The 26,438-nt window shown below is 66.5% G+C and carries 26 protein-coding genes and 1 tRNA gene; 16 read left to right on the top strand and 11 right to left on the bottom strand.

All coding sequences use genetic code 11. The features are described from left to right. Positions 1 to 206 precede the first annotated feature (206 nt). The 3 genes from QP512_RS01215 to QP512_RS01225 all read left to right on the top strand — a co-directional run bounded on the left by QP512_RS01215 (position 207) and on the right by QP512_RS01225 (position 2,788). On the top strand, positions 207 to 581 hold the full coding sequence (locus tag QP512_RS01215; protein ID WP_286070644.1) for a hypothetical protein: 375 nt from the start codon (positions 207 to 209) through the stop codon (positions 579 to 581). A 73-nt stretch (positions 582 to 654) separates the two neighbouring features. Next, a complete protein-coding gene (locus QP512_RS01220) occupies positions 655 to 1,338 on the top strand; it encodes a response regulator transcription factor (RefSeq protein ID WP_004136763.1) in 684 nt (227 codons plus the stop codon). Positions 1,339 to 1,363: 25 nt separating this feature from the next. Further along, positions 1,364 to 2,788, top strand: a complete 1,425-nt coding sequence (locus QP512_RS01225) for a sensor histidine kinase (protein WP_286070645.1) — start codon at positions 1,364 to 1,366, stop codon at positions 2,786 to 2,788. A 36-nt stretch (positions 2,789 to 2,824) separates the two neighbouring features. On the opposite strand, the gene QP512_RS01230 is transcribed toward QP512_RS01225, so the two are convergent. Together QP512_RS01230 and QP512_RS01235 are read right to left on the bottom strand one after the other, a co-directional pair. Continuing rightward, positions 2,825 to 3,613 (bottom strand): M90 family metallopeptidase, encoded by a 789-nt coding sequence (locus QP512_RS01230; protein ID WP_286070646.1) that lies wholly within the window; start codon positions 3,611 to 3,613, stop codon positions 2,825 to 2,827. Continuing rightward, entirely contained in the window at positions 3,580 to 3,858 is a 279-nt protein-coding gene (locus QP512_RS01235; RefSeq protein WP_286070647.1) for a hypothetical protein, read from the bottom strand. Before QP512_RS01235 ends, QP512_RS01230 begins: the two co-directional genes overlap by 34 nt. Before the next feature lie 144 nt (positions 3,859 to 4,002). Here QP512_RS01235 and birA point away from each other — a divergent pair, with 144 nt between their 5' ends. The 4 genes from birA (at position 4,003) to QP512_RS01255 (ending at position 6,673) form a co-directional block, all read left to right on the top strand. Continuing rightward, complete coding sequence (gene birA / locus QP512_RS01240; protein ID WP_286070648.1) at positions 4,003 to 4,968, top strand: bifunctional biotin--[acetyl-CoA-carboxylase] ligase/biotin operon repressor BirA; 966 nt, start codon at positions 4,003 to 4,005, stop codon at positions 4,966 to 4,968. After that, positions 4,965 to 5,696, top strand: coding sequence for a type III pantothenate kinase (locus QP512_RS01245; RefSeq protein WP_286070649.1), 732 nt, complete (start codon positions 4,965 to 4,967; stop codon positions 5,694 to 5,696). The genes birA and QP512_RS01245 overlap by 4 nt, the downstream gene beginning before the upstream one ends. A 9-nt stretch (positions 5,697 to 5,705) precedes the next feature. Next, entirely contained in the window at positions 5,706 to 6,557 is an 852-nt protein-coding gene (locus tag QP512_RS01250) for an SPOR domain-containing protein (RefSeq protein ID WP_286070650.1), read from the top strand. Positions 6,558 to 6,597: 40 nt separating this feature from the next. Further along, positions 6,598 to 6,673 (top strand) — tRNA-Thr (locus QP512_RS01255). A gap of 86 nt (positions 6,674 to 6,759) precedes the next feature. Here QP512_RS01255 and QP512_RS01260 read toward each other — a convergent pair. Both QP512_RS01260 and QP512_RS01265 read right to left on the bottom strand, forming a co-directional pair. Continuing rightward, a complete protein-coding gene (locus tag QP512_RS01260) occupies positions 6,760 to 7,803 on the bottom strand; it encodes an XVIPCD domain-containing protein (RefSeq protein ID WP_286070651.1) in 1,044 nt (347 codons plus the stop codon). 103 nt (positions 7,804 to 7,906) lie between these two features. Then, on the bottom strand, positions 7,907 to 8,497 hold the full coding sequence (locus QP512_RS01265) for a hypothetical protein (RefSeq protein WP_286070652.1): 591 nt from the start codon (positions 8,495 to 8,497) through the stop codon (positions 7,907 to 7,909). A gap of 129 nt (positions 8,498 to 8,626) precedes the next feature. Here QP512_RS01265 and rocF point away from each other — a divergent pair, with 129 nt between their 5' ends. The 3 genes from rocF to QP512_RS01280 all read left to right on the top strand — a co-directional run bounded on the left by rocF (position 8,627) and on the right by QP512_RS01280 (position 10,270). Beyond that, the gene (gene rocF / locus QP512_RS01270; RefSeq protein ID WP_286070653.1) at positions 8,627 to 9,547 is read left to right on the top strand and encodes an arginase; all 921 of its coding nucleotides are present in this window, start codon (positions 8,627 to 8,629) and stop codon (positions 9,545 to 9,547) included. Between the two features lie 162 nt (positions 9,548 to 9,709). After that, complete coding sequence (locus QP512_RS01275) at positions 9,710 to 9,847, top strand: entericidin A/B family lipoprotein (protein ID WP_014035659.1); 138 nt, start codon at positions 9,710 to 9,712, stop codon at positions 9,845 to 9,847. A gap of 201 nt (positions 9,848 to 10,048) precedes the next feature. After that, positions 10,049 to 10,270, top strand: coding sequence for a CsbD family protein (locus tag QP512_RS01280; RefSeq protein ID WP_010486972.1), 222 nt, complete (start codon positions 10,049 to 10,051; stop codon positions 10,268 to 10,270). A 76-nt stretch (positions 10,271 to 10,346) separates the two neighbouring features. Here QP512_RS01280 and QP512_RS01285 read toward each other — a convergent pair whose 3' ends face one another. Continuing rightward, positions 10,347 to 11,153 carry a hypothetical protein gene (locus tag QP512_RS01285; protein ID WP_286070654.1) on the bottom strand — a complete coding sequence of 269 codons (807 nt, stop codon included), beginning with the start codon at positions 11,151 to 11,153 and terminating at the stop codon, positions 10,347 to 10,349. A 108-nt stretch (positions 11,154 to 11,261) separates the two neighbouring features. On the opposite strand from QP512_RS01285, the gene QP512_RS01290 reads away from it, so the two are divergent. The 4 genes from QP512_RS01290 to QP512_RS01305 all read left to right on the top strand — a co-directional run bounded on the left by QP512_RS01290 (position 11,262) and on the right by QP512_RS01305 (position 15,863). Next, positions 11,262 to 12,557 carry a tryptophan--tRNA ligase gene (locus QP512_RS01290; protein ID WP_286070655.1) on the top strand — a complete coding sequence of 432 codons (1,296 nt, stop codon included), beginning with the start codon at positions 11,262 to 11,264 and terminating at the stop codon, positions 12,555 to 12,557. A 134-nt stretch (positions 12,558 to 12,691) separates the two neighbouring features. Then, positions 12,692 to 12,988 (top strand): hypothetical protein, encoded by a 297-nt coding sequence (locus tag QP512_RS01295; RefSeq protein ID WP_286070656.1) that lies wholly within the window; start codon positions 12,692 to 12,694, stop codon positions 12,986 to 12,988. 184 nt (positions 12,989 to 13,172) lie between these two features. Next, the gene (locus QP512_RS01300) at positions 13,173 to 14,105 is read left to right on the top strand and encodes an MBL fold metallo-hydrolase (RefSeq protein WP_286070657.1); all 933 of its coding nucleotides are present in this window, start codon (positions 13,173 to 13,175) and stop codon (positions 14,103 to 14,105) included. A 105-nt stretch (positions 14,106 to 14,210) separates the two neighbouring features. Next, positions 14,211 to 15,863 (top strand): M28 family metallopeptidase, encoded by a 1,653-nt coding sequence (locus QP512_RS01305; RefSeq protein WP_286071978.1) that lies wholly within the window; start codon positions 14,211 to 14,213, stop codon positions 15,861 to 15,863. 156 nt (positions 15,864 to 16,019) lie between these two features. Here the strand turns inward: QP512_RS01305 and QP512_RS01310 are convergent, their stop codons facing one another. Together QP512_RS01310 and QP512_RS01315 are read right to left on the bottom strand one after the other, a co-directional pair. Beyond that, entirely contained in the window at positions 16,020 to 16,319 is a 300-nt protein-coding gene (locus QP512_RS01310) for a hypothetical protein (protein ID WP_286071979.1), read from the bottom strand. A gap of 67 nt (positions 16,320 to 16,386) precedes the next feature. Continuing rightward, positions 16,387 to 17,721 carry an MFS transporter gene (locus tag QP512_RS01315; protein WP_286070658.1) on the bottom strand — a complete coding sequence of 445 codons (1,335 nt, stop codon included), beginning with the start codon at positions 17,719 to 17,721 and terminating at the stop codon, positions 16,387 to 16,389. 276 nt (positions 17,722 to 17,997) lie between these two features. Here QP512_RS01315 and yedA point away from each other — a divergent pair, with 276 nt between their 5' ends. Beyond that, a complete protein-coding gene (yedA, locus tag QP512_RS01320) occupies positions 17,998 to 18,903 on the top strand; it encodes a drug/metabolite exporter YedA (protein ID WP_286070659.1) in 906 nt (301 codons plus the stop codon). Next, a complete protein-coding gene (gene rarD / locus QP512_RS01325) occupies positions 18,900 to 19,793 on the top strand; it encodes an EamA family transporter RarD (protein ID WP_286070660.1) in 894 nt (297 codons plus the stop codon). Before yedA ends, rarD begins: the two co-directional genes overlap by 4 nt. 146 nt (positions 19,794 to 19,939) lie before the next feature. On the opposite strand, the gene QP512_RS01330 is transcribed toward rarD, so the two are convergent. The 4 genes from QP512_RS01330 to QP512_RS01345 all read right to left on the bottom strand — a co-directional run bounded on the left by QP512_RS01330 (position 19,940) and on the right by QP512_RS01345 (position 26,366). Next, positions 19,940 to 22,765, bottom strand: coding sequence for a TonB-dependent receptor (locus QP512_RS01330; protein WP_286070661.1), 2,826 nt, complete (start codon positions 22,763 to 22,765; stop codon positions 19,940 to 19,942). 410 nt (positions 22,766 to 23,175) lie between these two features. After that, a complete protein-coding gene (locus QP512_RS01335) occupies positions 23,176 to 24,492 on the bottom strand; it encodes an ABC transporter permease (RefSeq protein ID WP_286070662.1) in 1,317 nt (438 codons plus the stop codon). A 12-nt stretch (positions 24,493 to 24,504) separates the two neighbouring features. Then, the gene (locus QP512_RS01340; protein WP_286070663.1) at positions 24,505 to 25,662 is read right to left on the bottom strand and encodes an ABC transporter permease; all 1,158 of its coding nucleotides are present in this window, start codon (positions 25,660 to 25,662) and stop codon (positions 24,505 to 24,507) included. Positions 25,663 to 25,676: 14 nt separating this feature from the next. Continuing rightward, positions 25,677 to 26,366 carry an ABC transporter ATP-binding protein gene (locus QP512_RS01345; protein ID WP_286070664.1) on the bottom strand — a complete coding sequence of 230 codons (690 nt, stop codon included), beginning with the start codon at positions 26,364 to 26,366 and terminating at the stop codon, positions 25,677 to 25,679. Between the last annotated feature and the right edge of the window lie 72 nt (positions 26,367 to 26,438).

Consider the following 26,438-nt stretch of genomic DNA (forward strand, 5'->3'; position numbering starts at 1 on the left):
CACATTCCTGGCTTGACAAGGGACGTCGATTCGTCCCGAATGTTCACTTAGCTGAACAGAGAAGGGTTGAGGCCGGAAAAGTTCAGACCGGATTCACTGCCCCAAACCAAGAATTTGCAAAGGAATTGTAAAGCGCCGGGTCCCGAACCCGGTTCCCGGATTTACGACTTTTGAACGAATCGCCGAGCTCGGCTAGGATCGCATCGATGTCTTCCGCTCCCTTCCATCGCCGCATTGCCCTGGCCACCTGCGTGGCGCTGTCGGCTGTGCCGCTGTCGTCGGCGCTGGCGCAGCAGCCGCCGCGCGGCGAGCAGGGGCGGGCGGAAATGCTGGAGCGGGGCGAGCGCGGCAACCGTGGCGACGAGCGTTCGCTGTCCGATGCCGTGCGCCGTGTGCAGCGCACTACCGGCGGCCACATCCTCGGCGCCGAGCGCGTGCCATTCGATGGTCGTGACATCAACCGGGTGAAGTACATGGACGACCGGGGCCGGGTCCGCTACATGGACGACCCCGCCCCGTCGCGTTCACAGCCGCGCACGCCGCGGTCGGATATGTCATCACTACGCGGCGATAACCCCTGAACAGGGATAGTTGTCGCTATCAACCCGTACCCCACAGGCCTCCGGGCCACACCCAGGACACTAGGGAGAGTTCATGCGTATCCTTCTGGTCGAAGACGAAGCCCCGCTGCGTGAGACCCTGGCAGCCCGGCTCAAGCGCGAAGGCTTTGCCGTCGATGCTGCGCAGGACGGCGAGGAAGGCCTCTACATGGGCCGTGAAGTTCCGTTCGATGTCGGCATCATCGACCTCGGCCTGCCCAAGATGTCGGGCATGGAGCTGATCAAGGCCCTGCGTGACGAAGGCAAGAAGTTCCCGGTGCTGATCCTGACCGCGCGTTCGAGCTGGCAGGACAAGGTCGAGGGCCTGAAGCAGGGCGCCGACGATTACCTGGTCAAGCCGTTCCATGTGGAAGAGCTGCTGGCCCGCGTCAACGCGCTGCTGCGCCGCGCCGCCGGCTGGAGCAAGCCGACCCTGGAATGCGGCCCGGTCGCGCTGGACCTCGCCGCGCAGACCGTCAGCGTGGCCGGCAGCAATGTCGACCTCACCAGCTACGAGTACAAAGTGCTGGAGTACCTGATGATGCATGCCGGTGAACTGGTCTCCAAGGCCGACCTCACCGAGCACATCTACCAGCAGGACTTCGACCGCGACTCGAACGTGCTGGAAGTCTTCATTGGCCGCCTGCGCAAGAAGCTGGACCCGGATGGCGAACTGAAGCCGATCGAGACCGTGCGCGGCCGCGGTTACCGTTTCGCGATCCCGCGCAACGAGGGCTGAGCCGGCTCACCCTGGCGATAGCACGATGTCCGGCCGTCTGTGGTTCTTCCGACGCTGGCGGCCGCGCTCACTGCAGGCGCGCCAGATGTTCGCCGCGTCCGTGGGCCTGGTCGCGTTCCTGGCGCTGGCCGGTTACGCGCTCGACGCCGCCTTCGCCGATACGGCGAAGGCGAACCTGCGCGAGCGCCTGAAGAACTACGCCACCGCCTACGCGGCCGGCATCGACTTCACCCGCGACCGCTCGCTGTACATCCGCGAGCAGCCGCCGGATTCGCGCTTCGACGTTCCGGGCAGTGGCCTGTACCTGCAGGTGGTGATGCCGCACGGCAAGGGCAATTCGATGTCCGCCGAAGGCCCGATGCTGCCCACCGTGGGCGGTGGCCTGCTGGCGCCGCGCCAGGAAGTGTTCGAAGGCCCGCTGCCGATGATCCAGATCGACGGCAGCCAAGGCTCGGTGTACCGCTATGGCCTGGGCCTGGTGTGGGACGCCGACGCCGATCCCGCCACCGAATTCCCGTACACCATCTACGTGATGGAAGACTCGCGCGCGCTGGGCGCGCAGCTGCGCGTGTTCCGCAGCCGGGTCTGGTTCTACCTGGGCGGCATCGGCCTGATCCTGCTGCTGCTGCAGACCGTCATCCTGCAGTGGAGCCTGCGCCCGCTGCGCCGCGTGATCACCGAGCTGACCAAGGTGCAGCGCGGCGAGACCGAGCGCATGAGCGAGCGCCACCCGCGCGAGCTGGAACCGCTGACCGACAGCATCAACGCCTTCATTGAAAGCGAGCGCGAGAACCTCGAGCGCCAGCGCAATACCCTGGCCGACCTGGCGCACAGCCTGAAGACGCCCATCGCCGTGCTGCGCACGCAGATGGACAGCGGTGCCGGCGATGGCGCCCTGCGCGAGGAGCTGGACGTGCAGCTGCAGCGCATGAACAACCTGGTTTCGTACCAGCTGGCGCGTGCTGCATCGTCGGGCCACAAACTGTTCTCCGCGCCGCTGCCGATCGAATCCAACGCCGAGGAAATCGTGCGTGGCCTGGAGAAGGTCTACGCCTCGAAGGGTGTGCTGTGCGAATTCGACATCGACCCGGCCGCGCGCTTCCACGGCGAACCGGGTGACCTGCAGGAACTGCTCGGCAACCTGCTGGAGAACGCCTTCAAGTGGGCCAACCGCCGCGTGCTGCTGACCGCGCAGCCGCTGCCGGCACCGAACGCGCGACGTGCCGGCCTGATGCTGGCCGTGGACGACGATGGCCCGGGCATTGCCCCGGACGACATCGGCAAGGTGCTGCAGCGTGGCGTGCGCGGCGACGAGCGCGTGCAGGGCCACGGCATCGGCCTGTCGATCGTGCAGGACCTGATCAAGGATTACCGCGGCGAACTGGCCGTCGGCCGTTCCAGCGAACTGGGCGGCGCCCGCTTCGAAGTGCGCCTGCCGCCGGGGCCGTGATCCACGCCGCCGGGCCATGCCCGGCGGACCCGCGAATCACCCCACCATCTTCGGTGGCTCGCCATACAACCGCCGCAGCTGCTCCGCCACCTCCGGCAACGCCTGCCGCAGCAGGTCCGGCGCCGAGAAGTGGTACTCGCTGGCCACCGCGAAGAATTCTTCCGGCGCGTCGGCCGCATACGGGTCGATCAGCGTTTCTTCGCCCGCGTCCACCTGCACGCAGAACGCATCGTAGGCGCGCTGGAAAATACCCGCCCATTCGCGCTGCCAGTCGCGCGGCAGCGGCGGCGTGCCATCCATTGCACCATCCAGCGCATCCAGCTTGTGCACCATCTCGTGCACCGCCACGCAGTAGCCCTCGTGCGGCGCGGCCAGTTCGGCCTGCACATCGGCCCAGGACAGGATCAACGGACCGCTGTCCCACGACTCGCCGATCAGCTCGTCGTCCCATTCGTGCAGCACGCCGGCCGCATCCATATGGCTGCGGTGCACGCGGAACGCATCGGGGTAGACCACCAGCTGCGACCAGCCTTCCAGCCCCACCTCGCCGAATTCCAGCAGCGGCAGGCAGCACAGCGCGGCCAGCAGCACGCCATCGCCGGTATGCAGCTGCAGATCGCCGATCGGGGTAATGGTCTTCTCGTTCAGGAAGCGCATGGCCAGCACGCGCAGGCGTGCGCGGCGTTCCTCGTCCAGGCCGTGCAGCAAGGCCGCGCGGCGGCAGGCCTCATCCCACAGTGCATCGTCGATCGGCCGCGGCGCAGGCCGCAGCCACTGCAGCAACGACTTGATCAGCGGAACATTCCCGGCAGGTAGCTGTGCCACTTCGGTGCGCGGATGCGTTGCAGCACGTCGTCATCGCTGCCACCGCCGCCAGTGCTGGTGTTGGCCGCCGGGCGGACCGGTGCTGGCTTGGTGGTGGGGGCCGAAGCGGTGGCGGTCGGTGCACGCTGTGAGGCGGCATCACCGTTGGAGGACACGCAGGCCCCACGGCTGTCGTCCAGCGCTGCTGTGGCAGACGCCGCGAAGGGCATCATCAGCAGAATCAGGCAATGGGCATAACGGCGCATTGACGACATCCACGTTAAGGGGAGGTGAGTTCCCGATTCTAGCCCGAACTCGGCGCCCCGTTGGAAGCCCCGGCGGAACCCAGCGTGGCGGGCGTCGCTGGCGGCTTTCCCGCATAATTCCTTCCTGACTTCGTGGAAGCTGCCGTGGACGATCGCCAATTGCTGGCCAAACTCGCTGCCGGTCGCCTGTCCGGCGACGCCCTGGCCCGTGAGCTGGGCCAGACCCGGGCGGCCATTTGGAAGCGTATTCAAGGACTTAGGGCCGCTGGCGTGGACGTCGAGGGCCGTGCCGGTGAGGGCTACGGCCTGACCCGTCCGGTGGACCTGCTGGACCCGGACGCGATCCGGGCCGGCCTGCCGGCCGACGTCCTGCCGCTGCTGCACGACCTGCAGGTGGCTTGGACGGTGGACTCGACCAACGCCGAATTGCTGCGTTGCAGCGCGCCCCAGCGCGGCGTTTGCGTCCTGCTGGCCGAGCGCCAGACCGGTGGCCGCGGCCGCCGGGGCCGCAGCTGGGCCTCACCGCTGGCTGCCCACGTCTACCTGTCGGTGCTGCGCCTGTTCTCCGGTGGCCTGGGCCGCTTGGCCGGGCTTAGCCTGGTGGCCGGCATCGCCGTGGCCGAAGCCCTGCACGACCTGGGCTACACCCAGGCCCAGCTGAAGTGGCCGAACGATCTGCTGGTCGACGGCCGCAAGCTGGTCGGCCTGCTGGCCGAGGGCGGTGGCGAATACGCCGGCCCGGCACGCGCCGTGATCGGCATCGGCATCAACACGCATATGCCGCCCTCTTTCGCCGAACAGATCACCCAGCCGTGGGTGGATCTGGATACGTTGGCCGGCACGCCGGTGGATCGCAACGTGGTTGTTGCTGCCGTGCTGACGCGCCTGCTGCCGGCGCTGGAAGAATTCGATCGCGAAGGTCTCGCGCCGTTCCTGCCGCGCTACGCCGCTTTCGACATGCTGGCCGGCCGCGAAGTGCGGGTGGAACTGGACGGGCAGTGGCAGCACGGCACCGCGCTCGGCCTGGCCGATGACGGCGCGCTGCGCGTGCGCATCGATGGCCGCGAGCGCCTGCTGCACGCCGGCGAAGTCAGCGTGAGGGCGGCATGAGCGATTGGTTGTTCGACCTGGGCAACTCGCGCTTCAAGTTCGCGCCGTTGCAGGGTGACCGTGCCGGCGACGTGCAGGCCTGGGCGCATGGCGCCGAAGGCATGGCCGGGCAGCCGCCACACAGCCTGCCCAGCGGCCGCACCGCATTCGTCGCCAGCGTGGCCGCACCGTCGCTGACCAGCGCCATGCTGGACCAGCTGCAGCGCCGCTTCGAAAACGTGCATGTCGTGCGCACCAGCGCCGAATGCGCCGGCGTGCGCATTGCCTATGCCAAGCCGGAAAAATTCGGTGTCGATCGCTTCCTGGCGCTGCTGGCCGCCGCCAAGGCGCAGCGCCCGGTGCTGGTGGTGGGCGTGGGCACCGCACTGACGATTGACCTGCTCGACGCCGACGGCCAGCACCACGGCGGCCGCATTTCCGCATCGCCCACCACCATGCGCGAAGCACTGCACGCCCGCGCGGTGCAGCTGCCGGCTACCGGTGGTGACTACAGCGAGTTCGCCAATGACACCGCCGACGCGCTGGCCTCCGGCTGCGATGGTGCGGCCGTATCGCTGATCGAACGTAGCGCCCAGCAGGCGAACGCGCTACTGGGCCTGGCGCCCTCGCTGCTGGTGCATGGCGGTGGCGCACCAGCGCTGATGCCGTTGCTGCCCGGTGCCGATTACCACCCGTCGCTGGTGCTGGATGGTCTCGCCCGCTGGGCGGTGCACCAGCCCGCAGGCTAGTATCCGCGCATGCTGACCCGTGCCCTGATCGTCGTACTGGCCATCCTCAATCTTGGCGTCGCCTGCTGGTGGCTGCTGCGCGATGCACCGCAGAAGCCTGCGCCGCCGCCGCAACCGGCCGGTGTGGCCGAGCTGCGCTGGGTGCCCGGTGGTGGGGATGCCGCTGCGGCTGCCGAAGCCACGGCCGCCGCGCCGACTGCGCCGCTGGTGGAGCGCGAATCGGCCGAGAAGACGGCTGTGGCTTCGACGCCTGCGCCCGTTGCGCCGGCCAAGCCGGAGATCGCCAAGCCGCAGGTGGCCGAGGCTGCGCCGGTTGCTGCCGCCGCCAAGCCGGTGACGCCGCCCGCACCCGTTCCGGCGTCGGAAAAGCCCGCGACCCCGCCCGCAGCAGCCGCCGAGCCGCCGCGATGCGTCGCGTTGGGTCCGTTCGCCGACCGCGCCGCCGCGACCAGTGCGCAGGGCAAGGCCGGCAACGTGATCAGCCAGGTGCGTCTGCGCGAACAGCCCGCCGCCAGCGGCAGTGCCCGCTACCGGGTGATGTTGCCGGCCGCCGCTAACCGCGAAGACGCGCAGGCCACGGTAAAGCGCATCGTCGCCGCCGGCCTGAGCGACTACTACATCATCAGCCAGGGCGAGGACGCCAACGCCGTGGCGCTCGGCCAGTACCGTAACCGCGAAGGCGCCGAGCGGCGCATGGCGGCGGTGCAGGCCGCCGGCTTCCAGCCGCGCCTGGTGGCCAGCGGCGATGCCGGCCAGTGGTGGCTGGAAGGGCAGCTGGCGGCGGGCACGCAGCCGGCCCAGGCCCAGCAGCGCAGCGGCGCGGCACAGGGCCGGTCGCTGGAATGCACGCGGTTGCGCTAGAATCCCCGGACCGCGGCACTGCCGCCGGTGATGCACCCATGCCGCTTTAGCTCAGTTGGTAGAGCAACTGTCTTGTAAACAGTAGGTCATCCGTTCGATTCGGATAAGCGGCACCATCCCTCCATGTGTCGGCGCCTCTTTGCGCTGCCCGAGGTGCTTGCCCGGTGGTTCGAAAGAAGGTCCAGCCGACGCCTCGGCAGTCTTACCTTGAGAACGATGGCCCGTCCTGTGCATGAACCTGCTGCGCTGGCGGCTGTTCAAGATGTGCTGCCAACGCTTCAGCGCGATGAAGGGACTCTGCTTCAGGCGCGCGAAGCGCGTCCATCGTATTCATGGTTCCACGGCGTTGGGCAGGATCGTCCATCGCTCCCTCGACGATGAATACTTTCTCGCCACGTGCAAGGGACTCTGTCGGGTTGTTCAATACAACGTGGTCAATTCTTGAAAGCCCTTGCGCCTCCGCGAGCACCAACAGACTCGCAGACATGCGCTGGCTCGACTCATCCCACTGCTTCCCGCTCTCGGCGTCCAGGCGTTCCACACCCGCTCTTATCTGCATGTAGAGGGAGCGGTCAGCGTCGCCGAGTTCAGCTACTGAGGAAGCTGTTCGGTGCACTGAGAGTGAGTCGTCGGCGACCACGGCCACTCTTCCCGCAGCCGAAGTGCGCTCGGCGTCAAATTCCGGCTCGGGCCTACGTCGACGCTGCGTGGGTGCTATGTGCTGATCATAGTGCGCGCCATAGTAAAGCTCGTATGTCGCATGAGGACCAACAGAAGGTGCCTCCGTTTTGAACACCTCAGCGATCTGTCCAAGCGCCTGGTTTCGATTGATCCGCCCGGCCTGGAGTTCAACGGCAATGGCTCCATACTGTTGCGGTCGATTACCCGTACCCGACACGCCAATGTCCGGTCCACCGGCCGCAATGATTTCACGCTGGACCTGGACATTACTGAGCGTCGCAGCCGCTTCTCCGCGTAGCAGGGTGTTTACATAGGATTGCTTCGACGTCGGATCGGGACGTTCGGTAAAGAGATGGTGCCCCAGCTCGTGCGAAAGAGAGCGCGCGATTCTGGAGCCTTGCCCAACCGCGTTCTCGTCAATAACGATCTTCTCACCGGGAACAAGATAGGTGCCCCTACCGGCTTGTCCCCAGACAACATCCAGATCGTCGCGCTCGGCCTGTGCAAGACCCGCCCGAAGTGTCGGGGATTTCGCTAGAAGCGGCGCCAACGAAGGGTCAGTCAACGGGGAGTCCGGCCGACGTACGGGTCCTGGGCGAGCCCCCCCCTGCGGCTGCGGCAGTACAGAGTCTTCAGTACGTTCCATGTTGGAGCTCCCGCCCTGGGGGTCAACGCTGACTGATCAATACGTGGGTCAATGTCGCATTGTCAGGGGCGAGAGTGAGTACAACCTCAGCACCGTTCACTGGCGCGGTCCAGTAAGGGCGGGAGTCAGGGGCATCAGGCCGAGGTGGATATTGCGCCGTTCCCTCCCAGATGACTTCTTTGAGCGCGATGCTCGGTGGGGCGATATCAAAGGTCAGCTTCGCCTGCGCAGGATTATCGACGGCACTTCTCAGCGTGATGTTCCGAACTTCAAGGCCACCCAACATTCCACGTTCCGCGGTTCGCTCGTCTCTCAGGCCCTGCCGAGTCGGTTTTCCAAGATGCGTGTGAAGATGTTCGTTCAATGCATCCACATCGCCAAAACGCACACTGGACAATCGCTCGATGCTGTTCTTGAATCGCTCCATACCAATTTCACTCCCTGATTCGACGGGTTGTCTTTGATTCAGATGAACTGATGGGTTCAGCGGCGCGGCACTTGAACATGCTGTCAGTAAAAGCGCCGGAATAGCGATCGCGAGGCGACGACGCGCAGCGATGGGCAGCGCGACCATGAAAAAGCGTGGCCAGGCGGTGTTGATGAAGGGCGACATCGCAATCTTCCATGAAGGGCGGTTGGGTCTGCGCGGCATCATGCCATGCCAATGCCCTGCTGCACCGCCGCGAGTGGCGTCACACAGCTCTGGCTAGACTGTGCTTCTTTTTCCGCGCAGGAGGCACCCATGGCCCATCCCATCTCCGTATCCCTGATTGGCGTTCCCACCGATGTCGGTGCGGGCCATCGCGGTGCCCGGCTGGGGCCGGAGGCGCTGCGTGTGGCGGGCCTGCCGGAGGCGCTGGAAGCGCGCGGCGTGGACGTGCGCGATCTGGGCAACCTGGATGGCCCGCGCAACCCGTGGACCGCACCGGTGGAGGGCTATCGCCACCTCGATGAAGTGGTGGCGTGGAACCATGCACTGATGGAAGCCAGCTATGCCGAACTGCAGGCCGGGCGCATGCCGATCATGCTCGGCGGCGACCACTGCCTGGGCATCGGTTCGATCACCGCCGTGGCGCGCTGGTGCCGCGAGCAGGGCAAGACCCTGCGCGTGCTGTGGCTGGACGCGCATTCGGATTTCAACACCAGCGATGTCACGCCGTCGGGCAACATCCACGGTATGCCGGTGGCCTGCCTGTGCGGCCTCGGCCCGGATGCGCTGACCCGGCTGGGCGGCACGTCGCCCGCGATCACCCCGGCGCAGATGCACCAGATCGGCATCCGCTCGGTGGACCCGGAAGAGAAGCGCCTGATCAAGACCCACAAGGTGGATGTCTATGACATGCGCTACATCGACGAGAACGGCATGAAGCGTGCGGTGGAAGCGGCACTGGCCGGCATCGACGGGAACACCCACCTGCATGTCAGCTTCGATGTCGACTTCCTCGACCCGAGCATCGCGCCGGGCGTCGGCACCACCGTGCCGGGTGGGGTGAACTACCGCGAGGCGCAGCTGGTGATGGAAATGATCGCCGACACCGGGCGCATGGGATCGCTGGACATCGTGGAGCTCAACCCCTTGCTGGACAAGCAGAATGCCACCGCCGAGCTGGCCGTGGACCTGGTCGAAAGCCTGTTCGGCAAGTCCACCCTGATGCGCGATTGAAGGCTTCCCCTGAACGGAATCTCGAACCGTTCACATCCGCTCCACGCCCCTGCCGCCAGATTGCACTTCACGCGGCGGCAGTGGGCATTGGTGCCCTCCCGCCGAGCGAAAGAATCCCATCCGCGAATGAAGCGGTATAGCGGCGAACCCAAGGAGAAGCCCATGAAGCGCGTAGTTGCCCTGATGCTGTTGTCGATGTTCTCGGTGGCCCTGCTGGCCGGTTGCAACACCGTGGCCGGTGCTGGCAAGGACGTGCAGAAGGCCGGTGAAAAGGTTGAGGACGCCGCCAAGGGCAAGTGAGCCCGGCGCGGAACGGAAAGAGAAAGGGCCGGGGACATCCCCGGCCTTTTTGTGCCTGCTTTTCACTGCCTGCTGTCGAAGCGTAGTGAACCATTCAAGCAGGTGAGCATTGTTTTCATTGTAGGTTGACCGGCACTCAACAGCCGCTGCGCGAAGCTGGAGCCACGGTAAGAACGCCGTTGCAACCAAGGACTCCCAGCAATGAACAAAGACATCATTTCCGGCAAGTGGTCGCAGCTGAAGGGCAAGGCCCAGGCCAAGTGGGGCGATCTGACCAACGACGATTTCGATGTGGCCGAAGGCAATGCCGAGTATCTGGCCGGTCGCCTGCAGGAACGTTATGGCTGGGCCAAGGACCGCGCCGAGAAGGAAGTCCGTGACTTCCAGGATGCGGTGAGCAAGGACTACCCGGACTACAAGTAAGCGCGACTAAGCGCGACAGTTTCCCCCACAGCACAACGCCCGCACCGAGAGGTTGCGGGCGTTGTGTTGTCTGCGCTCAGCGCGCCGGCGGGTCCGGCACGTAGCGGTTCGGAAACGCCTGCGGCTCGCGCGGCAGGCGCGATGGCGAATCCATCAGGATGCCGCGCGCACGCAGGTTGCGGGCGCTGTCGTAGCGCAGCTGCAGCACCTGCGCGGGGCTGCGGCTGGCGCGTTCGAAGTCGGTATCGCGCACGGACGACTGTTCGCGTGCACCGTGGCCGGTGCCCAGCGCGGGGGCCTGCGACTTGCTGGCGTAGCCCTCGATGCGGCTGGCGCTGGCGCTGGCATCAGCGGCAGCCTCTGCCTGCGCGGCCGGAGCGGGCAGCGGCAGGCCACGGCGCAGGATCGGCTCGGGGCGCCAGCGACGCGCCTCTTCGAATACGGCCACGCCGACCACGCCGATGTTGTCCGGGCGCCCGGTGCGGCTGGCGTAGCTGCCGCTGGGGCTGCTGAACACGAACTGTGCCACTTCGTCCTGGCTCTTGCGCCAGCCGGTGATGTCGGCGCGCTGGCCGGGGTTGAGTACGTAACCGGTCTGCGAGGGATCGGCATCCTCGCCGGAAATGGCGTTGACGCCGTCCACCGACAGCACCACCAGCACCCGGCGCGGGCTGTCGTTGTACAGGCGCACCGCATAGCGGTGCCCGCGCTCGCCGGCCACCCAACGCTGGCCTTCGGCGGGGTAGCTGCGCAGTTCAGTGCCACGGTCGCGGTCGACCAGGGCCATGCGCACAGGGCCGCCTTCATACACCGGCGGCGGGGGCGGGACGGGGCGGAAGCCGGCCAGGGGCAGGATCAGCAGCAGGGGCAGCAGGCGTTTCATCGGGCATCTCCAGCGGGGTTGCGTGAATGAACGCGCCGCAGGCCCTGACGGGGTTGGCCGTGGGCACGGTAAACTGGACCCGTTCATCGAAGGTTTCCCCACGCAGTCATGACGACCCGAGTCCTTACCGGCATCACCCCCTCCGGCACGCCCCACCTGGGCAACTACGTTGGCGCCATCCGTCCGGCGATCGCGGCCAGCCGCGCCCCGGGGATCGAGAGCTTCTTCTTCCTGGCCGACCTGCACAGCCTGATCAAGTCGCAGGACCCGCAGCGCACCCAGCGCGCGACCCTGGAAATCGCAGCCAGCTGGCTGGCCTGCGGCCTGGACCCGGAACATGTGTGGTTCTACCGCCAGAGCGACATCCGCGAGACCACCGAGCTGATGTGGTTCCTCACGGCCATCGCCAGCAAGGGCATCCTCAACCGTGCGCACGCTTACAAGGCGGCGGTGGACAAGAACCGCGAGGAAGGCGTGGACGAGGACGCGGGCGTCAGCGCTGGCCTGTTCATGTACCCGGTGCTGATGGCCGCCGATATCCTGATCTTCAAGGCCAACCAGGTGCCGGTGGGCCGCGACCAGATCCAGCACATCGAGATGGCGCGCGACTTCGCCCAGCGCTTCAACCACGTGTACGGCAAGGAATACTTCCCGCTGCCGGACGTGGTGATCGACGAGCAGGTGGCGACGTTGGCCGGCCTGGATGGCCGCAAGATGAGCAAGAGCTACCACAACACCATTCCGCTGTTCGTGCCGCGCGAGGAGCTGAAGAAGCTGGTGTTCTCGATCCTGACTGACTCGCGCGTACCGGGCGAGCCGAAGGACACCGAGGGCTCGGCGCTGTTCCAGATGTACCAGGCGTTCGCTACCCCGGAACAGACCGCCGAATTCGCCAAGGCCTTTGCCGCCGGCATCAGCTGGGGCGATGCCAAGCAGCAGCTGTTCGAGCGCATCGACAGCGAGCTGTCGCCGCTGCGCGAGCGCTACAACGCGCTGATGGCCGAGCCGGAAAAGATTGAAGCGCTGCTCAAGCGCCGTGGCCAGCAGCTGCGCGAGCAGCTGGCGGCTCCGTTGCTGGATGAACTGCGCCATGCCGTGGGCCTGCGCGACCTGTCCACTGCCGGCGACATCGCCAGTGAAGACGCAGGCGTGGCCCGCGTGGCACCGCCGCTGTTCAAGCAGTACCGCGAAAAGGACGGCCGTTTCTACTTCAAGCTGACTGCCGGTGACGGCACGCTGCTGATCCAGAGCGAAGGCTTCGATTCGCCGCGCGATGCGGGCCAGTTGATCGCGGTGATCAAGCAGGCCGAGCAGGGCGACCAGCTGCAGAGCGAGCTGTTCAAGCTGGAAGCGGAAGTGGACGCCGTGCTGGCCGCGCTGGCGGTGCTGCGCGAAGCGGCCTGACCTGCTCGCCCTTGTAGAGCCGAGCCCACGCTCGGCTTGGCGGAAAAGCAGCCGAGCATCGGCTCGGCTCTACAGGGCATTGCACCCATGGCATGATGCCCACGCGCCCCCGGCGCGATGACATGGAGTCTGTGATGGCCTGGTTGTCGCTGCTGCTGTTCCTGCCCTGGTTCCTGCTGCTGGGCAGCCTGTACTGCCTGTTCCCGCGCCAGCCGCGCACTGCGCGGCGGCGCCTGTTTGACAGCGCCACTCTGATGCTGGCTTTCGCCCTGAGTATCGTCTCGATGCTGTGGGGGTACCGCCTGGGCATGGCACAGCCCGGCGCTGGCCCGATCTGGCCGCAGGTACTGGCGGTGCTGTACGCCTACGGCGCGTTCCTGGCGGTGCTGGTGCTGGCCCTGCTGCTGCGGCCGAGGTACCTGGCCCGGTAACCATGCTCGACTGCACGCGCCCTCTGTAGAGCCGAGCCCATGCTCGGCTGATGTCTGGTAGAAAGGCAGCCGAGCGTGGGCTCGGCTCTACAGAATTGCCCACTCCGACCAAAGCCGCATCGAACCAGCCCCACGCCCGCACCTACCATGGGCATCTGTTCCCGATCCTGCCAGGTGCGTGCCGATGACCGCCGACCCCAGCATCCATACCATCGATACCGGCTTCCAACGCCCCGGCTTCGATGCGGCCTACCTGATCGTTGAACGCGGCCGCGCGGCCTTCGTCGATTGCGGCACCGGCCTTTCCGTGCCGGCGATGCTGCAGGCGCTGGCCAACGCCGGCCTGGGCGCTGACGCGGTGGACTGGCTGCTGCTGACCCACGTGCACCTGGACCACGCCGGTGGCGCAGGCCTGCTGATGCAACAGCTGCCCAACGCAAAGGCGGTGCTGCACCCGCGCGGTGCACCGCACATGATCGACCCGACCCGGCTGATTGCCGGTGCCACGGCGGTGTACGGTGCTGAAGAGATCGCGCGCAGCTACGGTCGTATCGAGCCGATTCCCGAACACCGTGTGGTGGTGGCCGAAGACGGGCACCGCATCGATCTCGCTGGCCGCGAGCTGCTGCTGCTGCACACGCCGGGCCACGCGCTGCACCACTACTGCGTGTGGGATGCGCGCAGCCGCAGCTGGTTCACCGGCGATACGTTCGGCATCTCCTACCGCGAACTGGACAGTGCGCAGGGCGCTTTCATCTTCCCCACCTCGTCGCCCGTGCAGTTCGATCCCGAGGCGATGAAGATGTCGATACAGCGCATGCTGGGCTACGCACCGCAGGCGATGTACCTGACCCACTATGGGCGCGTGGAGCAGGTGGAAAAACTGGCCGACGACCTGTTCGAGCAGATCGATGCGATGGCCGCCATCGGCCGCCAGTGCGATGGCCGCCCGCACCGTCACCGCTGCCTGCTGGCCGCGTTGCAGGCGTTGTATCTGGAACGTGCCCAGCTGCATGGCTGTGCGCTGGACGATGCGGCGGTGACCGCAGTGCTGGCAATGGACATCGAACTCAACGCGCAGGGCCTGGCGTGCTGGCTGGACCGCATCAGCAGGTAGATCCACGCCACGCGTGGATGACGTGGGCCCAGGCTGCGCCGTGATGTCACGACCACGTTACACTCTGGTGACTTCCAAGCTAGCCGTGGTACTGCCGTGAATCCGATGCGCGTGTTGCTGCTGTCGTCCTGCCTGTTCGTCGGGGGCCTGGCCCATGCGGCCAATGACCTGCCCGGCGGCGGCATCGATCCGCAGGCACTGTCGCGTCACGTGCGTGTGCTGGCGTCGGATGAGTTCGAGGGCCGCGCGCCGGCTACCGAGGGCGAAGAACGCACGGTGCAGTACCTGATCGAGCAGTTCCGCAGCTACGGCCTGCAGCCGGGCGGCGTGGATGGCAGCTGGGTGCAGCCGGTGCCGCTGGTGCGCGCGCAGCTGGACGGGCCGGCCAAGGCCAGCCTGTCGCTGAAGCGGGGCAAGCGCACGCTGGCCAACGGCGTGGACGTGACCCTGCAGAGCCTGCAGCCGCGCAAGCGCGTGCAGATCAAGGACGCGCCGCTGGTGTTCGTCGGCTATGGCATCGACGCGCCGGAACGCCACTGGAATGACTACAAGGACGTGGACCTGCACGGCAAGATCGCCGTGGTGCTGATCAACGACGCCGATTTCGAGGCCGATGTGCCGGGCGCGTTCGATGGCAAGGCCGTGACCTACTACGGTCGCTGGACCTACAAGTTCGAGGAAGCCGCGCGCCGCGGCGCCGAGGGCGTGCTGATCGTGCACGAGACTGCGCCGGCTGCCTATGGTTGGGCCACGGTGAAGAGCTCGGGCACTTCGCCGCTGTTTGACATCGAGCGCAGCCAGGCTGAAGCGATGGCGCAGCACACACCGCTGCGCGGCTGGATGCAGCGTGAGCTGGCCGAGGCGATCTTCGCCGACGCGGGCCTGGATTTCGATGCCGAGAAGCACAAGGCAATGCGCGCCGATTTCCGCCCGGTAGCGCTGGACAACGCGAAGCTGAGCGTGGACCTCGCACTCAAGCGCGAGCAGGTGGTGACCCGCAACGTGGTGGCGAAGCTGCCCGGTGGCGAGCATGGCGACGAGGCGGTGATCTTCTCCGCGCACTGGGATGCGTTCGGCATCGGCCAGCCGGACGCCAAGGGTGACCGCATCCGCCGCGGCGCGATCGACAACGCCACCGGCGTGGCCACCGTGCTGGAGCTGGGCCGCGTATTTGCCGCCGGCCCGCAGCCGCAGCGTACGCTGTACTTCGTGGCGCTCACTGCCGAAGAGAAGGGCCTGCTGGGCGCCAGCTACTACGCCGCGCACCCGCTGGCGCCGCTGGACAAGACCGCCGCGGTGCTCAACATCGAGATGTTCAGCCCGGATGGCCCGACCCGCGATATCGCCTCGTGGGGCAAGGGCCGTGTCTCGCTGGAAAGGGACCTGGAGCGCGTGGCCAAGGCCCGTGGCCGCAGCTACAGCCCGGACCCGAACCTGGAAGCCGGCTTCTTCTACCGCGCCGACCACTTCGCCTTCGCCCGTCTGGGCGTGCCGGCGATCACCATCGGCCCGGGCCTGGACAAGCTGGACGGCGGTGTCGAGGCCGGCCGCGCGCTGCGCGAGAAGTACTTCGCTGATTGCTACCACCAGGCCTGCGATGCCTGGACCCCGAGCTGGGACCCGAGCGGCCACGCCGCCGACACCCTGCTGGTCTACGACCTGGGCGCCGAGCTGGCCAACAGCCGCCGCTGGCCGACGTGGGAAAAGGAATCGGAGTTCCGCGGCGCGCGCGACAAGAGCGAAGCGGCCCGCCGTTGAGGATCGGAATCGGCGGAGTGTCATGTCATTTCGCCGGGGGTAGAGTCGACTGATAGTCGACTATCGCGCGCAGCGCGGGTTTTTCGGTGCCGACAGAGAGAGCAGTCGACTAACAGTCGACTCTACCGATTACCGATTACCGATCAGCGGCCGGCACTACCCGCGCTGGCGCAGCAGCGTCCATGCGCCCCAGCCGCCGGCGGCTAGCGCTGCCAGATAGCACGCCACCATCGTACGCAGGCCAACCGATGATCCTGCATTGATGCCCCGATGCAGGCGCAGTTGCAGCGAGCTGTAGCCGCTGCCCAGGTCCACCGCCAGCTGCAGCGCCAGTGCGCCGCAGAACACCAGCAGGGCGATCCCGAATCCGATGCGTGGCCACGCGGCCTGTGCGTTGGGGCGACGAAGCAGCCAGGCCAGTGCCGTGGCTGCAGCCAGCGTCGCCGCGATCCACATCAGTGGCGTGGCGGGAGACGCAGCGGCCACCGGCAGTGCACCGGTGGCCGCGATCACTACAGCGCCCTTATTTGCGGGTGCCGTCGAGCCAGTTCGGGCCTTTGTTGGTGAGGAAGAACACATAGACCATCAACGATACCGCGATCGTGGCGGTGACGTAGATGGCGAACCAGTCCACATGACCCGTCTTCAGTGCGCCCTGGTACAGCAGCGGGGCGGTGCCGCCGAACAGCGAGTTGGCCAGCGCATAGCCCAGGCCCACGCCCAGTGCACGCACGTGGGTGGGGAACAGTTCGGCCTTCACTACCGCGTTGATCGAGGTGTAGCCGGTGAGGATGACGAAGCCCAGGGCCAGGGTCAGGAAGGCCAGGGTGGCGTCATGCTGGTGCGGAAGCTGGGTGATCAGGTACCAGCTGTACAGCACGCCGCCCGCGCCGAAGAACACCAGCAGGGTCTTGCGGCCGATGATGTCCGACAGCCAGCCGCCGACCGGCTGCAGCACCATCAGGAAGGCCAGCACGCCCAGGTTGATCAGGGTGCCGGTCATCGGGTCGTTACCCGCGAAGGCGCTCTGGATCATCTTCGGGCCGTTCACCGAATAGGTGTAGAAGGCCACAGTGCCACCGGCGGTGATCAGGAAGCACAGCAGCAGCGGCCGCCACTGGTGCACGAACAGCTCGTACATCGACCCGGACTTCTGCGCCTTGCCCTCGCGGGCGGCTTCGATCGACGACTCCGACAGCGACTCGTCCATGCCCCGGCGCAGCCAGAACACCACCACTGCGGCGATGCCACCGATGCCAAAGGCGATGCGCCAACCCCATTCGGAGATTTCCGGCTTGCCCCAGAAGGTCAGCATCAGCAGCAGGGTCAGTTGGGCCAGCACGTGGCCGCCGACCAGGGTGACGTAGTGGAACGAGGACAGGAAGCCGCGGCGGCCGGGAATGGCGGCCTCGGACATGTAGGTGGCGCTGGCACCGTATTCGCCACCGGTCGCGAAGCCCTGCAGCAGGCGCGCGAACAGCAGGATGACCGCGGCCCAGATGCCGATGCTGGCCGCCGTGGGCGTGATGGCGATCAGGAACGAGCACAGCGCCATCACCGTGACCGAGACGGTCAGGGCCAGGCGGCGGCCGTGGCGGTCGGCGAAGCGGCCGAAGAACCAGGCACCGATCGGGCGCATCAGGAACGTGGCGGCGAAGATCGCCCATACGTACAGGGTGGAGTTCTTGTCATCGGGCGAGAAGAACTGCGATTCGAAGTACACGGCGAACACCGAGTACACGTAGACGTCATACCACTCCACCAGGTTGCCGGCGGAGCCTTTGAGGGTATTGGAGATCGAGCGGCGCAGCGCGGCGCCGTCGTTCGCGGGTACGGCAGGTTGGGACGTGATGCTCATCTGGGTGTGGATCCTCGATGCGGCGCTTCCCTGCGGGAAATATCGGGTACCCGGCGCGCGAAGGGCGCCGCGGCCAGCCTCCTAGGTACTGCATCCCACGTCAACGCCAGGTGCCGGGAGGCGGGCAGGGCATGGGGACCGCACAGGGTGACAGCAGCCCGGGGCGGCGGACCATAACTAAAACGTCGTATGCCGGTTCACGGCCCGTCGCAAACCGGAGTGATTTCCCGCAGGCGAAGGCTCTAGAATCGGCGTTCCCCCGCCTGCTGGTGCGTCATGTCGGCTCCTCTCTCTTCGTCTGCGGCTGCCCCACGGGGTGGCCTTGTCGCGCTGGCATTGCTGCTGGTTTACGTGGTCTGGGGCTCGACCTACCTGGGCATCGCCAAGGCCCTGCACGGCGGCGCACTGCCACTGACGATGGTCTCCGGCAGCCGGTTCATCATTGCCGGCGGCCTGATGTTCCTTGCCCTGCGCCTGTTCTGGAAGATGCCGAATCCGACCCTGCGGCAATGGCGCAACCTGGTGGTGATGGGGGTCACCATGCTGGTGCTGGGCAACGGCATGGTGGTGCTGGCCGAGCGCGAGGTCTCCTCCGGCCTGGCTGCGACCGCGGTGGCCTCGGTACCGCTGTGGATGGCGCTGTTCTCGGCGCTGCGTGGCCAGCATGCCAGCCGCGGCGAGTGGCTGGGCATTGCCATCGGCTTCCTGGGCGTGGTCTGGCTCAATGCCGGCAGCAGCCTGACCGCCTCGCCGACCGGGCTGGTGCTGTTGCTGATCGCGCCGGTCGGCTGGGCCTTCGGTTCGGTATGGGCGCGCGGGCTGGACCTGCCGGGCCCATTCATGACCGCGGCCGGGCAGATGATCTGCGGTGGCGTGCTGCTGGTGCTGATCGGCCTGGTGGTCGGCGAGCGCCCGACCACGCTGCCCGATACCGGCGGCCTGCTGGCGATGGCGTACCTGTGCGTGTTCGGTTCCATCGTCGCCTTCACCGCCTACGTGTGGCTGCTGCAGAACGTGCGCCCGGCGCTGGCCGGCAGCTATGCCTACGTCAATCCGGTGATCGCGGTGCTGCTGGGCGCACTGCTCAACGGCGAGCGCTTCGGCTGGCGCGACCTGCTGGCGATGGTGGTGATTCTTCTGGGCGTGGTGGTGTTGACGATGGCAAGGACACGAAGGAAATGAGCATGGACGAGAAGGAACAACGCCGGGGCCTGCTGGTCACCGCCTCCACCTTCGTGATCTGGGGCCTGGTGCCGGTGTACTGGCACCTGCTCAACGAGGTGCCCTCGTTCCAGATCATCGCCCACCGCATCATCTGGAGCACCGTGCTGGTGCTGGGCTGGCTGGTGCTCAGTGCGCGCCTGGGCTGGTGGAAAAAGATCGCCGCGCAGCCGCGCGCGCTGCCGATCCTGCTGGTGTCGAGCCTGACCATCGCCTTCAACTGGGGCCTGTACATCTGGGCGGTCAACGCCGGCCACGTCATCGAGACCAGCCTGGGCTACTTCATCAACCCGCTGGTGAACGTGCTGCTGGGCGTGCTGGTGCTGAAGGAGCGCCTGCGCCGCCTGCAGTGGGTGGCGGTGGCGATGGCGGCGGTGGGCGTGGCCTGGCTGACCATCGACGCGGGCACGCCGCCGTGGATCGCGTTGGGCCTGGCGTGCTCGTTCGGCCTGTATGGCCTGCTGCGCAAGCTGGTCTCGGTCGATCCGGTGGCGGGCCTGGGCGTGGAGAGCATGTACCTGTTCCTGCCGGCGCTGGCCTTCGCGATCTGGGCCGAGAACGGCCATGGCGGTGCGTTCTTCCATGGCTGGGGCTGGCGCAACGACCTGCTGCTGATCTTCGGCGGCGCGATCACCGCAGTACCGCTGATCGGCTTCGCCTACGGCGTGAAGCGCATTCCGCTGTCGCTGGTCGGCATCCTGCAGTACATCGCGCCGAGCCTGCAGCTGCTGCTGGGTGTGTTCTTCTTCCATGAGGCGTTCGACACCGCCAAGGCGATCGGCTTCGCCGCGATCTGGGCCGGCCTGGTGTTGTTCGTCGGCGACAACATCCGCACGATGCGCAAGCGATAACGGCGCCGGGGTCGGATCCCTCCGCAACGCGGAGGGCTCTGACCCCGGCCTTCCCGCAAAAAAGAACGGCGCCCCGAGGGGCGCCGTTCTGCTTCCATCCGCCGCCAGGAGAGAGAGATGGCGGTGGCGGGAACGCGGTTGCAGGCTTAGAAGCGCTGCTGGTACTTCATGTACATGAAACGACCGATGTCGAAGCCACCGTAGTAGGTGAAGCTGCTGTTCGGCTGGCTGTACATGATCGGACCCTGGTGGTCGAACACGTTGTTCAGGCCCAGCGAAACGGTGCCGTCCCACGGCAGGGCGTAACGCACCTGCAGGTCGTGGAAGGTGTTCGAACCCACCTTGTTGGTCGGCGAGGCATCGGTGTAGGCCGAGCTGAAGCCCGGCATGTTGCACTCGTCCATGTAGGAGCACTTCTCCTTCATGCTGGAGTAGTAGCGCGCGGTCCAGCCGATGCCCAGGTTGCCGTACTGCCAGTCCAGGTTGAAGGTCGAACGCACGCGGAAGTTGCCGCCCCAGCTGGTCAGCTGCTCCACCGGCGTGGTGGCGGCGTTGTCATTGCGCTGCTCCAGGTAGTCGGTGTAGGTGGTGTTCCAGGTAACGGCGAACTTGCCGAACGCGGTTTCCGGCAGGCGGTAGCGTGCGCTGATGTCATAGCCGGCGGTTTCGCGGTAGCCGGCGTTGACCAGCGAACGGTCCAGCGCGTTGACCTGACCGTTGCTGCCACGGGTGAAGCGGCCGCAGGCGGCGTCCGAGCCCTGCACGTAGCACTGTTCCAGGATGTTGGTGGCCGACTCGCCAACGATGGCGTTGTCGATGCGGATCTTCCACCAGTCCAGGCTGACGTCCAGGCCCTGCACGAAGTCGGGGCTGTAGACCAGGCCCACGGTCCAGGTCTTGGCGGTTTCCGGCTTCAGGTCCGGGTTGGAACCGGAGTTGAAATCGGTGGTGGCCTGCTGGCCCGGCTTGCTGGCCACGGTGCCGTCGCTGTTGAGCTGGCGGAAGTTGGCCGGCACCTTCAGGGCCTTGCAGCGGGCAGCCACGGCGGCGCTGCTTGCAGCGGTGCCGAACGAGGTATCGCACGGATCGGTGAACGAATCACGGGTGCTGACAGTGCCGCCGTACAGGTCGTCCACGGTCGGTGCACGGAAGCCGGTGCCATAGGTGGCGCGCACCAGCAGGCTGTCGATCGGCTTCCACTTCACGCCGAACTTGCTGTTGGTGGTGGAACCGAAGTTGTTGTAGTCCGAATAGCGACCCGCGACATCCAGCGACAGTTCGCGGGCGAACGCCATGTCGGCCAGCAGCGGCACCTGCATTTCCAGGTAGACCTCGTTGAGCGAGTAGTCGCCCTGGGTCGGCTTGCCGGTGGTGCCGGCGATCTGGCCGTTCTGCACCATCAGGTCCGGGGTGTAGCGTGCTTCTTCGGTGCGGTGCTCGAAGCCCATCGCAGCCATGATGTCGCCGGCCGGCAGCGAGAACAGCGAACCGGAGATGTTGGCGCTGGCCACCTTGGTGGTGGTCTGGCTCTTGTCCACGTAGCGGGCGAACAGGTAGTCCTGCACGTCCTGGTTGCTCAGCGAGCCCGGGCCGGTGTAGCCCATCGGCGCGGCCGGGTTCCACGGCACGCAGCCGGCGATCACCGCATCGCGGGCGCCGCAGTAGGCCACGCCGTTCTCGATGAAGGACGGGCCGACGGCCAGGTTGACGTTCGGCTGGTACATGCTGCCGGTACCAACGCGCTCGCCTTCATTGCGGTTGTAGGTGTAGCTGACGTTCCAGTCCCAGTAGCGCGAGCCGGTTTCGAAGCTGCCTTCCAGGCCCAGGCTGCCGCGCTTGGTTTCCAGGGTGTTCTCGGTGCCACGCAGCATTTCTTCGGTGCGGTGCGAGAACAGCACGTCCTGCTGCCACAGGTTGAACGCGCTGTCCTTTGACAGGGCGGCGCGGCTGCCGTTGCGCGCCTGTGTGGCGGTGACCGAGTACGGGTAGCCGGCCAGGTGCTTGGTCGATTCGCGCTTGCTGTACATGGCATCGGCAACGATGCGCAGGTCGTCGGTGATCGAGAAGCCGCCGTTGGCGAACACCGAGGTGCGCTCCAGGCCGGTCAGCAGGCTCATGTTGGTCTTGGTGTTGGCACCATCGGCCGGGTTCGGCGCGTGGAAGTTGCTGGCGCTGGTCGGGTCGCCGCCCGGGCCGACGGTCAGCGGCTTGCCGCCGACGGTGACGCTGCCCCACGGCGTGTTGCCGTTCAGACCATCGTTCGGGTGGCGCGGACCGTTGACGTAGCGGCTGAATTCGCGCGCGCCGCCCATCACTTCGTCTTCCTTGGTGCGCTCGGCACCGACGCTGAACCAGCCGCGGTCGAAGGTCTTGCCGAAGGTGGCACTGTAGGAGCGCTTCTGGCCGTCGCCTTCGCCGTACTGGCCGACGTAGACGCTGGCTTCGCCGCCATCGAAGTTCTTGCGGGTGATGATGTTGACCACACCGGCGATGGCGTCCGAGCCGTACAGGGCCGAAGCACCGTCAGTCAGCACTTCCACGCGCTCGACGATGGCCGACGGGATCGAGGCCAGGTCGGAATAACCGCCGGCGCTGACGCCCATGCGGCGGCCGTCGATCAGCACCAGGCTGCGTTCCGGGCCCAGGTTGCGCAGGCTGACATACATGCCGCCGAAATCGCGCGAGGAGGTCAGCGAGGACGCGCGGCTCATGCTCGGCGAGCCGGCAGCGGTGACATCCTGCAGGATATCGGCGACGTTGACGTAGCCCTTCTTCTCGATCTCGGCGCGGTTGAGCGCGACCACCGGCTGGGCAGTTTCGACACTGGCCTGGCGGATGCGCGAGCCGGTGATTTCGATGCGGTCGAGGTTGGTCGGGGTATCGCCGGCGCTCTGTGCGAAGGCGGGGGTGGTGCAGCTGGCGGCCAGCGCGATGACGATCGCGTTGCGCAGCGGGGTGGTCTTCAGGGACATCCGTGAAATCTCGTGTTTCAGAAAAAACATGCGCCCGTTCTGTGGGCGCGTGGGGTGCTGCAAACCAACGTGGGGGCGGGATTCTAGAATGTTTCCATTCGTAACTGTTTGCTTCCGTGCCGCTGAATGAGTGCGAACATGAATCGCAACCAACAATCCACAGATGCGCTGTGCGCAGCGTCACACGCTTTGCATCGGGGATGGGCAGAGGCATCCATAGCGGCAGATTTCCGGATATCTGTAGCCGCGCGTGTGCGCATGCTTCCCTCCACGCATGGCGTGGATCTACTGGATCCAGAGTGGGGTCAGATCCCTTCGCGCAGCGAAGGAATCTGACCCCACCAATGAAAAAGGGACGAAGCTTCCGCTTCGTCCCCCTGCAATGTGCGCGTTGTACCAGTGCGAAATGCTCAGGTTTCGCGCAACGCCGTGGTGATCGGCAACCGGGCCGCGCGCAGCGCCGGGAACAGGCCACCGACCAGGCCGATGCCTAGTGCCCATTTCAGGCCGGTCCACAGCAGTTCCGGCGACACATGGAACTTGAACACCACCGCGCTGAAGTTGCTGCCGATGGTGGACACGCTGTAGCCATTGAACAGCAGCCACGCCACCGCGCACCCCAGCAGACCGCCCAGCAGCGCCAGCAGCATCGTCTCCAGCATCACCGCGGTGACCACCGGCAGGCCACGGAAGCCGATCGCGCGCATGGTGGCGATCTCGCGCGCACGCGTGGCAACAGCCGCATACATGGTGTTGAGTGCGCCGAACACCGCACCCACCGCCATGATCGTGCCGATCACCTTGCCGAGGATGTCGATCAGCTTGGTCAGTCCGCCGCCCTGCTTGCTGTAGTAGACACGGGTGGTTTCCACGTCCAGCTTCAGGCGCGGGTCGGCGGCGACCGCCGCCTTGAACTGCTCGAAGCCGGCCTTGCCATCGGTACGCACGCTGATCGACTGCCAGGCACTGCGCTGGTAGGTGGTGGCCAGCGTATCGGCGTCTGTCCACAGTTCCGAATCATGCGCATCGCCGGTGGCGAACACGCCGACCACGGTCCAGGTCTGGTTGCCCAGGGTCAGCGTCTTGCCCACGTCCATGCCGCGGAACTGGCCCTTGGCGCCCTGGCCGACCACGATCTCGCGCAGGCCGGCGGCGAACTTGCGGCCTTCGATGATCTTGACCTTGTCATGCACGGCCCAGGCCTGCGGGCCGACGCCGCGGAACTGCGCGTTGACGTCGGTGCCATCGGCCTTCGACACCAGGTTGACCACCTGCGACAGCTCCGGCGACAGCAGCGGCCTGCCTTCGCCATCGCGGCTGATGCCGGGAAGGGTGGACAGCGTCGGCACCTGCTCGCGGGTGATGACCGAATTGGTCTCGGCCTGCGAGCCGCCGCGCAGCACGATGGCGGTGGTGTCGTCGCCGGTGTTGTTGAGCGTGGCCTGGAAGCCTTCGCCCATGGCCAGCATCGCCACCAGCACGCCGACCACGCCGGCAATGCCGACCACGATCACCGAGGAGGCGCCCCAGCGCTGCGGCAGACTGGCCACGCCGATGCGGGTGGCGGCCAGTGCCAGCCGTCCGCCACGGGTCAGCAGCAGCCACAGGGCCACCAGCACGGCCACGGCCAGCACGCCGATCCACGGCAGGCTGATCCACAGCACCAGGCCGATGACCAGCAGCAGTACGGTCAACGCGTTGCCGGCCCACTTCTTGAACTTTTTCATCTGCAGGTCTCCTCAGCGGCCGGCCAGTGCGTCGACGATCTTCAGGCGCTTGGCACGCAGCGCCGGCAGCAGGCCGACGATGATGCCGATCACCACGATCAGGCCCAGCCCCATCAGCCAGGTGGGCGTGGGCACGTGTGGCGGCAGCAGGCCCATGCTCTTCGGGCCGATCGCCGGCAGGATCAACGCGGCCAGGCCCATGCCGATCAGTCCGCCCAGGCCGATCAGCAGCACCGACTCCACCATCACCAGGGTCAGCACGGTGCTGTCCTTGAAGCCCAGCGTCTTCAACGTGGCCAGCTCCGGCACGCGCTCGCGCACCGCCTGCGCCATGGTGTTGCCGGTCAGCAGCAGCAGGGTGAAGAACACCGCGCCCATGATCGAAGTGACGATCATGCCGATGTCGGCGAACTGCTTGACGAAGGCCTGCTGGAACGCTGATTCGGTCTGGGTCTTGGTCTCGTGGTCGGAGTTGGCCGAGATCGCATCGATCGCCTGCGCCACCCGCGAGGAATGGTCCGGATTGTCCAGCGTCACCGTGTACCAGCTCACCTGGTTCTTGATGTAGTCGTTGGATTCATCGAAGTACTTCCAGTTCATCATCAACTGGCGTTCTTCGTTGGCGGCCAGCGCGCGGTCCTTGGAACGGTAGATGCCCTTCAGTTCCAGCGGCCAGTCGTTGCTGCCGCCACGCGGGAAGATCGTGGCCTGCAGCGGGATGGTGTCGCCGATCTTCCAGCCGAACTGCTTGGCCAGCGATTCGCCGACGATGGCGCCGGTGCGGGTCTGCTTCCAGTCTTCCAGCTGCGCCGGGTCGATCTGCAGCTCGCGGTAGACATCGAAGTAGTTGGGCGACACCGAGAAGTTCGGGAAGAAATTCTTCGGGTCCTGGTAGATGCCACCAAACCACATGCCATAGGCCACGTCGCGCACGCCGGCCACCTGGCGGATCTGGGTTTCCAGGCGGATCGGCAACGACTGGGTGATCGACAGCCGCGAGGCCACCACCAGGCGGTTGGCGCCTTCCACGCTGCCGCCGGACGAGAACGCCACGCGCACCGAGTCGAGCATGCCGAACAACAGGAACGCGGCCACCACCGACAGCAGGGTCAACAAGGTGCGCGTACGGCTGCGGAACAGCTGCGCCCACACCAACGAGAAGTATTTCATCGCGGTGGCCTCCGTCAGTGGGCCAGCGGCGCGTCGGCCAGCTCGCCCTTGTCCAGGTGCACCGTGTGCGTGGCGTACTCGGCGGCCTTCGGATCATGGGTGACCATGATGATGGTCTTGCCGTGTTCGCGGTTGAGCTGCTGCAGCAGGCCCAGGATCTCCTCGGCCGATTGGCGGTCGAGGTCGCCGGTCGGTTCGTCGCAGATCAGGAAGGTCGGGTCGGAGACGATCGCGCGGGCGATCGCCACGCGCTGCTGCTGGCCGCCGGACAGTTCATTCGGGCGATGGCTGCGGCGGTCGGCCAGGCCGACCAGGGTCAGCGCGATCTCGGCATTGCGCTTGCGCTGCGAGGCACTGAGATGGGTCAGCAGCAGCGGCAGCTCCACGTTCTTCTGCGCGGTCAGCATCGGCATCAGGTTGTAGAACTGGAACACGAAGCCGACATGGTGGCTGCGCCAGGTCGACAGCTGGCCTCCGCTCATCTGGTCTATGCGCTCGCCTTCGATGCTGATCTCACCGCTGCTGGGGTTGTCGAGGCCGCCGATCAGGTTGAGCAGGGTGGTCTTGCCGGAACCGGACGGGCCCATCAGCGCGACGAAGTCGCCGCGCGCGATGTCCAGGTCGATACCGTGCAGCACCTGCACTTTCTCGGGGCCACGCTGGTAGGTCTTGGTGATGTTGCGCAGTGAAACCAGGGTCGACATGGGTGGTTCTCCACGGAAGGCGGGAAACGGGGAAGCCCACCCGCGATGGCCGCGGGCGTGCGTCGAGCGGTG

The organism is Stenotrophomonas sp. 57, assembly GCF_030291075.1.
Lineage (GTDB): Bacteria > Pseudomonadota > Gammaproteobacteria > Xanthomonadales > Xanthomonadaceae > Stenotrophomonas.